Source organism: Microbulbifer sp. YPW1, assembly GCF_013367775.1.
Taxonomy (GTDB): domain Bacteria; phylum Pseudomonadota; class Gammaproteobacteria; order Pseudomonadales; family Cellvibrionaceae; genus Microbulbifer.
Map to the genome: position 1 here is coordinate 2267376 of NZ_CP055157.1, position 14364 is coordinate 2281739.

Genomic DNA, 14364 nt, shown 5'->3' on the forward strand with positions numbered 1-14364 from the left:
CAGGTACGCTTGTGGGACTTTTTTCCTATAAGGCGTCGGCCGGAGAAGTGCGCGAGATAGCGGGCAAAAAAAAGCCGGCTAATTAGCCGGCTTCAAACTTTCCAGAAGGTCTGGAATCGTGCTTTGACGAGAGAGCAACAAATGTTGACGATCTTATTGAGAGGTAACCTTTTGAGCCCGCAGGCGGTCCAAGGTTCGGCGCAGGCAGTTAACCTCGCGCCAATTTCTTACCTATTTCCACAATAAGCGCCGAATTCCTCACGGGCGTTTTGTGTGTTTTTCTTTCCGTTTAAATTTATGACGTTTTACGACGCAAAACCCGAGCGCCGGCAACCGGCAGCTCGATTGCCGAGCCGGCGACACTGCCACCGAACTCTGCCGGGGTAATGTCTTCGCAACCGGCAAACTCTTCCGGCAGCGCCAGGGGTGCGGCTTCGCTGCCGAGGTTCAGGGCGATGAAATAGCATTCGTCCTGAGTACGGCGTTCGAATACCAGCAGATCATTTTCGGTATCAAAAATCTGCTGTTCCGCGGTGGCCACTGCCTGGGGCAGTTCTGCGTGCCATTTCAGCAGCGCGCGGAAGCGGTTCAGCATTGAGTGCTGGTCGTCTTCCTGCAGGGACACCGCCAGGTGGTAGTGTTCCTCCGCGACCGGCAGCCAGGGTTTTACCTTGGAGAAGCCGGCATTGATCTCGCCGCCATTGAACCACGGCATGGGCGTACGGCAACCATCGCGGCCCTTGAATTCTGGCCACAGGTTAATGCCGTAGGGGTCCTGCAGATCCTCGAACGCCACGTCTGCTTCCGGCAGGCCCAGTTCCTCGCCCTGGTACAGGCACACACTGCCGCGCAGCATCAGTTGCATCAGCAGGAACAGGGGAGCGCGGGCCAATGCGGTTTCCGTATCAAACCCTTTGTTCCAGCGGCTGAAGGAGCGCGGCACATCGTGGTTGGAAATGGACCAGCAGGGCCAGCCTTCCTCGGTCACACGGCGGTTCTTCTCCAGGGTCTCGCGCAGGAACTGCGCACTGCAGTCTTCCGACAGCAGGTCGAAGGAGTACGCCATATGTAGGCGTTCTTCGGTGGTGTAATCGGCCATGATCTTGTGGGTGTTGTCGTCACCCACTTCACCCACGGTGGTGGAGCCCGGGTACTGGTCCATCAGCTGGCGCACCCGATGCAGGAACTCGAGGTTCTCCGGCTGGGATTTGTCGTGGATGTGCCACTGGTATTCGTAGCTGTTCACCGGGGGCAGGCCGTTCTTGTCGAGCTTCACCGGACGCGGCGGATTGTCCTGCAGCGAACGGTTGTGGAACGCGTGGTTGATGGCGTCCAGGCGGAAGCCATCGACGCCGCGGTCGAGCCAGAATTTCAGGTCTGCCAGCAGCTGTTCCTGGACTTCCGGGTTGTGCAGGTTCAGGTCCGGCTGTTCCTTGAGGAAGTTGGTCAGGTAGTACTGGCGGCGACGGGTGCACCAGCGCCAGGCGCTGCCACCGAAGTTGGACATCCAGTTGTTCGGAGCGCTGCCATCTTCCTTTGCGTCTGCCCACACGTACCAGTCGGCCTTGGGGTTGTCGCGGTTCTGGCGGCTCTCTTCGAACCAGGGGTGCAGATCCGAGGTGTGGCTCAGGATCTGGTCGATGATGACCTTCAGGCCCAGTGCATGGGCTTTCTCGATCACCTGGTCAAAGTCGCTGAGGGTGCCGAAAATCGGGTCAACGTCCCGGTAGTCGGAAACGTCGTAGCCGAAGTCAACCATCGGGGACTTGAAGAACGGAGAAATCCAGATGGCATCCACACCAATGGATTTCACATAGTCGAGCTTGCGGCAGATCCCCTGAAGGTCGCCGATGCCGTCGCCGTTGGCGTCGCAAAAGCTGCGGGGGTAAATCTGGTAAATAACGCTGTTGCGCCACCATTCCCCGGTGTTGTTGCTGTTGGGATTACCGCTCATGCCTATAGTCCGTTTTGTGATACTTATTAGGTTAGGGTCAGTATGGCGGTGCCGGTGGTCGCTTACCTCCTCCCTTGCAGGGGAGGAGGGGGGAGAGAAACTCACCGGTGAAGGGCACTTTACGGGGTGGACACTCCTCGCATATGGCCACTTTGGAGGCTGCTCAGGGCTTATCCTGTACTGAGCGCAGCAACTGCTCCGCCAGTGCGATCGCCTGTTGGCGATCCTTCACATCCAGCTTCTGGTACAGGCTGCGGATATGGGTCTTGATGGTGCTCGGCGCGACCTTGAAGTGCCGCGCGATGCGCTCGTTGGAGAGCCCCGAGTGAATGGCATTCAGTACCTGCCACTCCCGCGGCGTCAGCGGTGAATGCCTGAGGAAATCGGGCACCGCGTCGCTGGCGAGGATTTCGCGCACGATGGTTTCGTCCAGTTCGATGCGAATGCCGCCGCCAAGCTCCGGTTGCTGCTGGGCGAGCTTGATGAGTTGCTGGGCCTTTTCCGTCTGTGCGTCGCTGAGGGCCAGTTCGCCACTTTCTTCAAGGGCGGCTTTCAGCAGCACGATCATGGGCTTGCCGATTTGCAGGAAGCTCGCGGTCAGGTCACTTTCCAGCATGATGGTCAGTGCGGCACCGAGATGTTGCAGTGCGGCCTCGCGGCGCTCGCGCAGCCAGGACAGGTGGGCGGCGAGTACGCGGTTGCGCAGTTGGTCGGTGATCAGGCCGCACTCTTCCGCGACCTGCTGCAGGCGGCCGAGGAGGCGGTTGGCATCGGACCAGCGGTGCAGGGAGATGAGCGCGCGTACGTGGTTGCGCCCATAGCACTGTTCAAAGTGGTTGCTGGGGCGGTCTGCCACCGGGTCCGCCTGCTCCTGCCAGGTGGCGATGGCATCGGTATTTTCCAGAGCCTGCCACACGCGCATACGCGCGGCATCGGCATTGGCTACCCAGTCCCGGTGATATTGCTCGCCGGTCAGCAGGTGTTCCACCCGCTCCATCCATTCCAGGCACTCGTCCTTGTCGCCCCGCGCCAGTGCCACCTTTAACAGCAGGGTGTATTCCGGCAGCAGCCAGCGCTCGCCGACCTTGCGGTTGATCTGCATTCCGCGTCGGGCGGATTCCGCAGCGCCGTCGAGATCGCCGGCTTCCCACTGCAGCTGGCCTTTCAGGCGATAGATGAATTCGGAGATGGGCAGGCCCACCAGGTGATGCTCTTCCACCAGGCGCTGGGCGCGGGCCTGCAGGGCGGCGGCTTTTTTCAGCAGGCCGTTGGCGAAAGCGATTTCGGTCTGCTGGCACAGTGCCCAGGCGGCGTTAGGGATATCCTGGCGGGCGAGGGTGGCTTTCTCCACCGCTTCCATATGATGCATGGCCTGATCCAGCTCGCCGAGGCAGAAACTGGTTTCGCCGATCACCAGTTGTGCGGCAATGCGCTCGCTGACCTGATCCTCGGGCAGTAGCTCCAGGGCTTCCTGAGCATACTCCTTGGCTTTCAGGATCTGGCCGCGGGAAATGGACACCTGGGCGCGCATGGCGGCAAAGGCGCCCTCGAAATCCTGCCACTGGCCGGGGTCTTCCCGTTGCAGCCAGCTCTCGGCGGCTGCCAACAGTTTGTTGCAGCGCTCGTAGTCAAAGCTGTCGCGGGCGAGGCGGGCGGCCAGCAGGGTAAAAGAGGCGTGGCGTTTGATCTGGTCTTCGCCCAGCCAGTTGAGGCTGTCGTTCAGCACGCGGAACTGTCCCTCGCGCAGGAACTGCTCGCCCTGTTCGGCGATCAGCCGGTGAACCCGTTCTCGGTCTTCTGCCTTGAGGGCGTGGCGCAGCGCTTCCAGGGGCTGCTTGAGCTCCTGCCAGGTGTCGCTGGCGGTCTGATGCAGCTGGGTCAGCTCATTGCTGTCGGACAGTTGCCGCTGCAGGAAGCGGGCAAATACCGGGTGGAAGCGGAACCACTGGCGGCTGGAGTCCTGCGCCTGCAGGAACAGGCCGCGACTGGCCGCGGTCTCCAGTTGCTGCTGACCGCCGCCCTGGCCGCTCAGTCGCTCGGCCAGCAGACCATTGACGCGGGTCAGGATGGAGGTGCGCGCCAGTAGCTGGCGCAGTTCCGGCTCAAGCCGTTCGAGTACTTCTTCGGCCAGATAGTCGAGGATATGTCCATGGCCCTGTTCCAGTTCGCCCAGGTAGCGGTCCACTTCTTCCTGGTCGCGCACGGAGAGGGCGAACATCTGTATTGCCGGCGGCCAGCCCTCGGAAAGCTGGTGTAGCTGCGCCACGCGGTCACTGCCAAGGGCAAAAGGCAGGCGGCGGGCGAGTAGCTGGGTGGTTTCATCGATGGTGAGTGCCAGGTCTTCCGGGCCCAGCTCCAGTAGTCGGCCCTGCAGGCGCAGGGCGCCGAGACCCAGCGGGGGCTGGCTGCGGCTGGTAATCACCACGCCGATACCGGCAGGGGCGTGGCGTAACAGGAAGCGGGTGGCATCGTGCACCACCGGGTTGTCGATCTGGTGGTAGTCGTCAAGGACGATGCGCAGCTCGCTCGGCAACTGGCGCAGCTCTGCCAGCATCTGGCTGATCACCAGGGAGGGGTCGAGATTGTGCTGGGCGGCGAGGATCTTGCTGGTTTCCGGCACGCCGTTGCCGGTGGCGCGGTGCACGCTCTCCACCAGGTAGCGGCAGAACTGACCGGGCTCGTTGTCGCCCCCGTCCAGGGAATACCAGGCCACCGGGTTGTCCTGCTCGCTGGCCCAGGAGGTGACCAGGGTGGTTTTGCCGTAGCCGGCAGGGGCGGTCACCAGCAATAGCTGGTCACTCTGGCTCTGCTCCAGAAGAGACAGCAGCCGGGGGCGCTGTAGCGTGTGTTCCGGGCAGTCGGGGAGGCTGTACTTGGAGGCTAGTAGCATGGCATTGACCGGTCGTCAGGGCTTGGGCGGGGGATGCACACACCAATACCCCCGCAGGCGCAATTGTACAACTTTAGTGTGCCAGCCCCCCGTTTGGACCGCGTCCTCCCCCGAGGGGGTGTAGGCCGGGACACCGGCCATAAAAAAGCCGGCGCAAGGCCGGCTTAAAGCAGAGATACGATGAGAGAGTTCGATCACCAGTCGCTGACACGGCGAACGTGATCAGGGGAACTGTACTGTTTGACGAGGTGCTGGCGCTGGAGTTCCTCGCGGCTCGAAAAAATCTGAAAGTTTTTGTGAAAAATCCCGTCTGCGCGGTTCGCGTGGCGCGAAAAGGCTCTTTTCTGGCGCGTTTCTTCCCATTGTGACCATCCAGTGTTACTTTCCCAAGATTGTGGTATCTGTGTCACGGTTAATTACAGATCTATCCCACAGATTGCACAATTGACCGATGCGCGGGCAAACCCCGGCGTGGTATTCGCATCCAACAATAAAACCAACAACACCAAGAGCACACTTGCGGGGAGCGAACAATGGCCGACCTGGTAATCCTCGCGGCACCGGGCATGGGCGCCGTGAACGAAGATTTTGCCGAACCCCTGTTTCGGGCACTCAAGTCCGCCCTGGGAGACGACTGGTCGCGCATTCACACCGATACCATCCTCTGTCAGGGCCATCTGCAGCCCAACCTGGAGCGTGTATTCGACGCCATGCAGAAGCGGGATATGGATTACCTGCGGGCGCGTAAGTTCATGCTGTACGGCCTCGCCGAAGCCTCCACCCAGCTCGCCGACATCCACCAGCGCGGCGGCAACTACGAAAAGGCCCAGCAGGCTATCTACCAGACCTTCGAGCGGGCCGCCAAGGCCACCAGTGACAATGCCCCGGTCATCCTGTTGAGCCACTCCATCGGCTGCTGCATCCTCTCTAACTATCTTTGGGACGCCCAGCGCCCTACCATCAGCCACGGTATCTGGCGCGATGGCGGCCCCCGCTGCGCGATCAGCTGGCCACTGGAATGGAAGCTGCGTTGGGAGGCCATCTGGAAAGCCCCGGGCATCAATCAGGGCGGACCGGTGGTGGTCCGTCCCGATCGTTTCTGAGGTGGGTGTTAGAAACGGAAACGCAGGTCCGCGTAGACGCTGCGGGGTTCGCCAATAAAATAGCGGTCCCCGCCGCCGAGGCTGCTGTAATCGGCGCGCTCGGCGTAATCCACATCCGCGAGGTTTTCTACCCGCAGCCCAAGCGTGGTGTTGGCGCCGAGTGCCTGCTGTGCCCGCAGGTGAATCAGGTCGTGACCCTCGTACCGGTGTTCATTTTCAATATCGGTGTAGTAGTCACCGATGTACTGCCATTGCAGCGCAACCTGTGTGGACTCGCTCGCCTGCCACGAGAGATTGACGTTGTGCATCGCCCGGGGCGCGGTGTCGATATCGTTGCCGTCACTCATGATCAGGCCGGAGCCGGGCGCGCTGACATTGTTGGTGTACTGGTGCCGGGCAAAGGTACCGGCGGCGCCCAGCTGCCAGTTGTCCGCCAGCATCCACTGCCACTCGTACTCAAGCCCGAAGTGCCGGCTTTCGCCGTCGCTCAGGTTCAGGCGCTCAGACGACTGGAACACCACATCGGATTTCTCCATGTAGAAGGCGGTCAGGCTGTAGCGGAATGATTCCGAAGTCTGGCGCAGGCTCGCCTCCAGGCTGTCGATGGATTCGGAATCCAGTTCCGCCACCGTCTGCCCGTTTTGCAGCCGGTACAGCTCGGTGGCCTGGGGGGCGCGGAAGCCGTGGGCCAGGCGCAGGCTGCCGCTCATGTCATCGGTAAAGGCGTGGATCAGGCTGGCATTGATCGAAAGATTGGCGAAGTCATCGCTGCGGTCATCCGGACGCGAATATCGGCAACCGATGGCACCGGTAAAACCGCTGACACAGATGTCGCCATTGTCTTTGGTGTCGCCACCGATCATATGGTTGTCGTACTCGTACCTCAGGTACTCGCCGCGGGCACCGAGTTTGCCGGTGGTGGCCTGGCTGAACTGCAATTCGGCCTGGGTAAAGGCCGCGACAACGGCGGCATCGACGGAGTAGTCGTAATGCTTGCCCGCCGGGAATACCGAAAAGCCGCCATCCTGGCTTTGCTTGAGCCAGCCCGCGGTATATTCCAGGTCAATCCCGCTGATAAATTGCAGCGACTCGTCGCCGTGGCGCAGCGCCGTCTGCACGCCGACACCTTTCTGTCCATTTTGTTCCAGCGGCGTACCTGGCAGAAAGTGCATCAGGAACTCCATATCCGTGTAGCGAACATAGGGCGTAACTTGCAGCTGGTTGCCATTTTCCAGGGTGCGCGTCAGTTGTATCTGGGCGCGGGCAGATTGGCTATCGCGGAAGGCTTCGGGGTTTGGGTTTTCCCGTTTGCGATCTTTATCTTTGTAGGCGTCTTTTCCGATAACGTAGCCCGCGGTCTCCTGATTCAGGTTGTTCAGGTTCACCAGGGTGCGGACCGACCAATCTGCCCAGCTGCCGTCGAGGCGCATCTGCATTTTTTGCTGGTCAAACCCGGAGTCGTCTTTGTAGCCGCCATCCCGTGCGCCGCTAAAACCAATGCGCATTCCGCCTTCTGAGTCTCCACTGCTGTGGTCCAGCTTGATACGCTGGTAGTCATTCGCCCCGGCCTCAATGACCGCGCTGGATTCCCGTCCATCCACCGGGGCCGCACTCAACACATTGATCACCCCGTGCTGGGCATCGGATCCGTACAGTACCGTGCCGGGTCCGCGTAATACCTCGATGCGTCCGGCCTGCTCGAAGCTGGTATCGAACAGCTGGTTGACGTTGCAGAAGCCGGTGCCGCGCACGGGAATTCCGTCCTGGGTGATGGCAAAGGCACCGCAGCTACCGGCACCGGTGAGTACCGGCGAGCGGAGCGCGATCAGGCTCTCCTGGCCATTGCCGCGATTGATAAACGCCCCCGGCACGGTGGCCAGGGCCTGGCTGGGATGGATGGCGCTGATGGTTTGTAGTGCCTCATACCCGACTACCGAGAGAGATTCCGCTTGCTCGCTACTGGGGCGCAGTTCGCGGGTGCCGGTGACGGTCAGCTGTTCCAATGTGTCCCGCTGGTCTTTACCGGAAAGCGTGTCTGCAGCAGCACTACCGCCTGTGGCGAGCATTAGCCCGCTGGCAATCAGGGTTTTGTGGAAAGAGCTCATCGCGGTCGGATTCCTGTTATCGAAATTATCGGTCATTGTCTTTTCCCGGGCGGAAACGCTCGCACAGGGCTGTCATCATCGCAGAAAAACGATAACGATTTTCACCGCAAAGAGTAAAGGTAGAGGTGCCGTTTGCCGACGAAATGTTATCCCAGTGTGACCGGATGAGCAGTTCCCCGACAAAATGGGGGAACCGGACACAGGATGTCATGGAATCGCGGGGGTAACCTTGTCAGGTTGATTGCGCTCAGAGGCTGATAGGCCGGAGTAGTGAGCCAAACAATAACGCACAATGGCTAGGAATATAGCGATGAACTTGTTAACCATGAAAAAACTGGCAATCCTCGGGATTGTGTTGTTGCTCGGCGCATGTCGTGGCGAAAGTATTATGATCGTGCGGGACATTCCCGCGGAACAGCACGCAGAATATGCAACTTTAATACCGGACCTGCCCGGCATGTCTGTTCCCACCCGTCCCCAAATGAGTGTGGTCGGCTCCATGGCTGGTGGTGATTATTATCTGGAGGGTGTAGTCCAGATCCGTATCAACTATGACGGCAAAGACTACTGGTGGCCCATTTACCAGCCGCTGAACAACCAGATCGGGTATGACACCGGCATTCCTCTCGGTTACCCGAAAGTAGTGCAACCCATGTGTCATACCGACGACGGTAGCTACTACACCTTCAGTTTTGGCTCTTGCGAAGCGCCGGAACTGAAAATCCAGCATTACACCACCAATCGCATCGTAACCACCTACGGCGAAGCGCCCGAAAATGATGACGGTACGCACGGCTTCATGAGCTTGAGCGAAGACGGCTGTCTGCTGAGCAGTGGCCAGACCTATGCCAATCCCACCGATGAGCTGATCCTGCGTGAAGGCTTCGTTTACCTGGAAAATTTCCTGCCGCAGCCTTGGGCTGACCTGATGCCCAGTGGTTTCTACGGCGGTACCCTGGCCGGTGGAACCGTGGTGCCGCTGGAGGAAGGGCAGACCGACCCCAACAGCGATATCGACAATCCGTTCTACCCGATTTACGAGGTCGCTTGCGGCTTTTAAAGTCAGTTGGCGGGTTTATATATTTGTACCTCATCAACTTGCGCGGGGGCGATTGCGCTGCCTGCGCAAGTTGCCTCAAAAAATAATAATGGCAAGCGCTTTGAGCGCTAAGTGAGCGATATGAAAATCAATTCAAAAGTCCGGCTGCTACTGGGCGCAACACTGTTCAGTGCGTTTGTCGCCGGCTGTGGTAGTAATGAGCCCGTAGCGGTCACCGGCCCGGTAAACAGCTGCCCTGGTGGGCTGAATGCAAACTCCGGGATTATGTGGAGTGGCCACGGCGCCGGTCAGAGCGGTCCGCTGTCCGCAAACCATTACCAGCCAAACACCACCATAACCAAAGGCAATGTCAGCAACCTTGAGCTGGCCTGGACCTACAGCCATCCCTGGCTACTCGGCGGGCGCAGCTCTCTGGGTGTCACCGGCGAAGCGGTAATCGTGGGTGATACTGGCGGTAACGTCACGGTGCTTAACAAAGAAACTGGCTGCATCGTTTGGCAGAAAACCGAAGCGGCGGAAGTGGCCAGCGGATTTACCTTCGGCCCTAAAAACATCGACGGTAGCGGCCGCGCGGTGTATTACACCAATGCCAATGCAGAAATCGTCAAACGTGATTATGTCACTGGCAATCTGATCTGGCGCCGCAAGCATGACAACCATCCATTTGTGTCTTCGCGTTCCTCGGTAGCGCTGCATAACGGCACGGTTTATCTCGGGTTGTCCAACAACGAAATCAACGAAGCCTACAACACCAACTATGCCTGCTGTGATTCCCGTGGCATCGTGCTGGCGCTGGATGCCTGGACCGGCGATCTGAAATGGAAGCGCTACACCATTGACCAGGTGCCCGGCTATGAATACGCAGGTGACCCGGCAAAAGGCCCCTCCGGTGCCAACCCCTGGGGTGTGCCCTTCGTGGATGCCGAGCGCAACTCCCTGTATGTGGGCACCGGCCAGCAGTACACCGGGCCACAGACCAATGGCGGTAACGCGGTAATTGCTCTGGATCTGGATACCGGTGCCAAAAAGTGGACCTTCCAGGGGATCCCCAACGATATCCTCAATCTCGGTTGTACCGACTGGGTGTTGTTCGGTGGCCAGCAGCCCCCCAATTGTGACCCGGACCATATTAACATCGACAACGCGCTCGACTTTGACCTTAACGCCACGCCGACGCTTGCCAAGCGCCTGGACGGCAGCGATGTACTGATTGCAGCATCGAAATCTGGCGACGTTTTCGGTATCAATCCCGACAATGGCCAACTGCTGTGGAATACCCGCATCGGTGTCGGCGGTACCTACGGTGGTGTGCACTGGGGCTTTGCCATCGACGATAGCCGCGACCTGGTATACGTACCGGTGAGTGACAAGACCGGGCCCAAGGCGGAGCGGGTATTCGATTTCCTCGCCGGGACCGGTTCTGGTGAATTGCAGAATTCTCAGGGTGCCACGCCGGGTATGTACGCGCTGGATATCAACACCGGCAATATCGTGTGGGAAAACAGCACCGAATTCTGGAGTGCGCGCGATGGCAAAAACTACAAACCAGTAATCTCCGGTAATCCGGTGGTGATCGATGGCGTGGTCTTTGCCGGCACCCTGTCTGGCTACCTGATGGCCTTCGATGCCGACAACGGCAGCGTGCTGTGGCTGCAAGATACGGTGTTCGATCGCATGGGCACCAATGGCGTGCAGGGCAATGGCGGAGCCATCGATGCTAACTGGCCGATCGTGGCCGGCAATATGCTGTTTACCGACAGCGGCTACCGCGCCGGTGCGGGCGGGCAGGGCAACATGCTGCAGGCTTATCGCCTGAGCGGCGCACCTTCCGAACCGGACACCTATACAGTAACGACTGGTACCTCTGGCTCCGGTTCCGTGACCGGTGGTGGCACCTACACCGCAGGCAGCAACATCAACCTGAGCGCTACCGCCGCGAGCGGCTGGAGCTTCTCAAACTGGACCGGCGATATCAGCAGTACCAGCAACCCGTTGCCCATCACGGTCAACAGCAACCTGTCGGTGACTGCCGTATTTGCCCAGGATAGCACCGGAGGTTCTTCCAGTAGCTCCTCCGGCGGCTCTTCCAGTGGTGGCGGTAGCGGCACCAACCTGGCCTTGAATGCGGCCGTTACGGTCAGCTCCCAGGAGCCCTGCTGTGCGCCCTCCAATATTACCGATGGTGATACCGGAACCCGCTGGCTGTCCTGGTTTATCGATAACCAGTGGGCAGTAATCGACCTCGGCAGTGTGCAGACCTTCAGCCAGGTCAATCTGTTGTGGGAAGGTGGCAACGGCAACGGCGGTTACGCGGCCAACTACAACATCCAGGTGTCCAACGACAACAGCAACTGGAATACCGTGGCCAGTGTGCCTAACGGGGACGGTGGCGCGGATGTGGTGAATTTCGCCAGTACGTCGGCCCGGTATATCCGCCTGCAACTGGTGCAGCGTGGCACCATTGTGGGCTTCTCGCTGCTCGAAGCCGAAGTTTACAACTGATTTTTTTGATTGTGCGACGGAAAGTGCCGGTACAGTTATGTGCCGGCATTTTCTGATTTGATCATTGTATTGGAATCCTTACTCGCATCGATCTGGAAGAATAATGAAAAATACAACCGAACCCCGGATTTTGATTTATGGGGCTACTGGTTATACCGGTCGCCTGGTCAGCAAACTCGCCGCTGAACAGTCTTTACAAGTAATAATTTCCGGCCGCAGCGAAGAAAAGCTGTCAGCCCTTGGCAGTGAGTTAGGTCTCCCGTACGAAGTGGTATCACTCGCCGATAGTGCAGCGCTGGACAGGTTGGTGCAGAAGTGCGACGTGATGCTGAACCTGGCGGGACCCTACCGCGAGACCGCGGCGCCCATCCGCGAAGCCTGTATCCGTGGGCGCGTGCATTATGTGGATATCACCGGCGAGCTGGATGTGTATGAGGATCACGCCGGCTTTCACGAGCGGGCGCGCATGGCGGGGATCACTCTGCTGAGCGGTGCCGGGTTCGACGTGGTGCCGTCCGACTGTTTAGCGGCTTATGCTAAAAGCCGGCTGGAGGATACGGAATCACTGGAGATGTTCTTCTCCGGTGGTGCGGGTATGTCCCAGGGGACCATGCGCTCTGGTCTGGGAATGATTGGTGGGGGTGTGCCGCTGCGGGAGAACGGCAAGCTGATCCGCAAGCTGGTGCCGGCGACCCGTACCCGTGACTGCGGTGATGGCGCGCAGTTGTTTGCCAGTGCCGCCTGGGGGGATCTGATCACGGCCTGGTATTCCACCGGTATTCAGAATATTCAGGTGTTTTTCCCCGCTAAGAAAAAGCCCTCCAACAAGCTGTGGTTGTTTATTAAGGCGTTTTTGCTCAATCGCGCACTAGTTCAGTGGTTTTTGAGTGGTGTCATTCGCCTGTTGCCCGATGGACCGGAAGACAGTGCTCGCGATAAGGCCATGCAATACCTGATGGCAGAGGCCCAAAATTTTAGAGGCGAAACTTTTCGCGCACGTCTGACTACACCGGAGGCCTACACGCTCACGGCGCACACCGCGTTGCGCAGCGCGCGCGAGGTCGCCGGCAAGGATATTCCAAGGGGGTACCAGACCCCGGCCACGGCATTTGGCGCCGACTTTATTCTGCAATTTGATGGCGTCCGTCGAGAAGATGTGCCTGTTGAAAATCAGCAGCCGCCGGGAAGAGACGGCGCCGCACAAACAGCAGACGCCATGCGAAAAGCCAGCCCCAAAGAGAGCACTGTCAGTTGAGCGCGGCAGAGATGGGGCAGGGCGAGGCCTCGATTGAATTGGAGCAGCGCCCGGCGGCAGCAAGACTGTCGGTGAGGGTCAAGCTCTTTCAGGCACTGGGCGCACTGCCGGATACATTCAAGACCTTTGCGTTCAATACCTTTCTGTTACTGTTCTATTCTCAGGTCTTAAACCTGCCTGCGTCCCTGGCCAGCGCCGCGCTGATGATCTCGGTGGTGCTGGATGCGATAACCGATCCACTGGTTGGCTCCTTTTCCGACCGGTTGCGTACACCGCTGGGGCGCCGGCATCCACTGATGTATGCGGCAGTGCTGCCGCTCGGCGGCACTCTGATTTTACTGTTTTCACCGCCCGCCGATCTTTCCCAGTGGGCGCTGTTCGGCTGGCTGCTGTTTTTCTCCAGTGCCTCCCGAGTCGCCATGACGTTTTTTCTGGTGCCCTGGAGTGCGCTCTTCGCAGAATTGTCTGACGACTATTATGAACGCAGCTCAATTATTACCTACCGCTACGTGGTGGGTGCGCTGGGTGGCGTGGCGTTTGTGTGGTGTTGCTGGAGTTTTATTTTCCCTGCCAGTGAGCTGTACGAAAAAGGTCAGTTGAACCCGGATGCCTATTCCAGTTTTGCCCTGGTGCTGGCACTGGCGGTGTCTCTTACTGCCTTGATCGCCACCCAGCTTACGGTTTCACAAATCCCGCGCTTGCGCCAATCCACCGCCACCCGACCGTTCAGCTTTCTGGTGGCACTGCAGGATATTCGCCTGGCGATGCAAAACCGGGATTTTCTGGTTTTGTTCGTAGGGCTGTTGCTGGCCTCGGTGCTCACCGGCATTATCGCCGCGTTTGAAATCTATTTTCACACCTACTTCTGGGGCTTTTCCGCGGAGGATCTGCGCTGGCTTGCCATAGGGGGCATCGGTGCCCTGATCGGTGCGGCGCTTGTGGGGCCAATGCAGAAATGGCTGGACAAAAAAGATTTGCTGTTAGGCTCGATGATTTTCTCTCTGGCCGATGGGCTGACCATTATTAGTTTACGCTTGCTGGATATTCTGCCGGCCAACGGTGACCCGCTGCTGTTGCAGATTCTGGTCGCCAATGAAGTCTTCCGTATGGCATCACTGAGCGTGACCATTATTATGTTTGTGTCCATGGTGGCAGACACCCTGGACGCCCAGGAGCTGGAAACCGGATTGCGGCAGGAAGGTGTCTTCTCCTCGGCGATCGCTTTTTCCAGCAAGGCGGTCTCCGGTGTGGGGGTGTTGGTGGTGGGGCTACTACTTGAGCATGTTGTTATGCTGCCCACCGGTGCCGTGCCGGACGCTGTTGCGCCGGATGTCGTTTTCCGTCTCGGCGTTTTCGGGGGGCTGCTGATCCCCGCGCTGTATTTGATCCCTTTTTATCTCGCTACAAAGTACCGCATCACCCGCAAACGGCACGCAGAAATCCAGGCCGCATTGCGCGCCCGTTCACCAATATCGTCCTGAGCCCATTCGTCCTA

The 14364-nt window shown here is 59.2% G+C and carries 8 protein-coding genes; 5 read left to right on the top strand and 3 right to left on the bottom strand.

Annotation, left to right across the window (positions count from 1 at the left end):
• Window positions 1-295: 295 nt before the first annotated feature.
• Window positions 296-1954: an alpha-amylase family glycosyl hydrolase gene (locus HUW35_RS09355; protein ID WP_181255336.1), complete on the bottom strand. Its 1659-nt coding sequence runs from the start codon at window positions 1952-1954 to the stop codon at window positions 296-298.
• Between the two features lie 163 nt (window positions 1955-2117).
• A complete protein-coding gene (gene malT, locus HUW35_RS09360) occupies window positions 2118-4844 on the bottom strand; it encodes an HTH-type transcriptional regulator MalT (protein ID WP_181255338.1) in 2727 nt (908 codons plus the stop codon).
• Window positions 4845-5377: 533 nt separating this feature from the next.
• Here malT and HUW35_RS09365 point away from each other — a divergent pair.
• A complete protein-coding gene (locus tag HUW35_RS09365) occupies window positions 5378-5947 on the top strand; it encodes a hypothetical protein (protein WP_181255340.1) in 570 nt (189 codons plus the stop codon).
• 8 nt (window positions 5948-5955) lie between these two features.
• Here the strand turns inward: HUW35_RS09365 and HUW35_RS09370 are convergent, their stop codons facing one another.
• Complete coding sequence (locus tag HUW35_RS09370; RefSeq protein ID WP_255463593.1) at window positions 5956-8088, bottom strand: TonB-dependent receptor; 2133 nt, start codon at window positions 8086-8088, stop codon at window positions 5956-5958.
• A 274-nt stretch (window positions 8089-8362) separates the two neighbouring features.
• On the opposite strand from HUW35_RS09370, the gene HUW35_RS09375 reads away from it, so the two are divergent.
• From HUW35_RS09375 to HUW35_RS09390, 4 genes are all read left to right on the top strand, one after another.
• On the top strand, window positions 8363-9112 hold the full coding sequence (locus HUW35_RS09375; protein WP_181255342.1) for a hypothetical protein: 750 nt from the start codon (window positions 8363-8365) through the stop codon (window positions 9110-9112).
• Between the two features lie 120 nt (window positions 9113-9232).
• Complete coding sequence (locus HUW35_RS09380) at window positions 9233-11614, top strand: PQQ-binding-like beta-propeller repeat protein (protein WP_181255344.1); 2382 nt, start codon at window positions 9233-9235, stop codon at window positions 11612-11614.
• Between the two features lie 103 nt (window positions 11615-11717).
• On the top strand, window positions 11718-12869 hold the full coding sequence (locus HUW35_RS09385; protein ID WP_181255346.1) for a trans-acting enoyl reductase family protein: 1152 nt from the start codon (window positions 11718-11720) through the stop codon (window positions 12867-12869).
• Complete coding sequence (locus HUW35_RS09390; protein WP_181255347.1) at window positions 12866-14350, top strand: MFS transporter; 1485 nt, start codon at window positions 12866-12868, stop codon at window positions 14348-14350. The genes HUW35_RS09385 and HUW35_RS09390 overlap by 4 nt, the downstream gene beginning before the upstream one ends.
• Window positions 14351-14364: the final 14 nt, after the last annotated feature.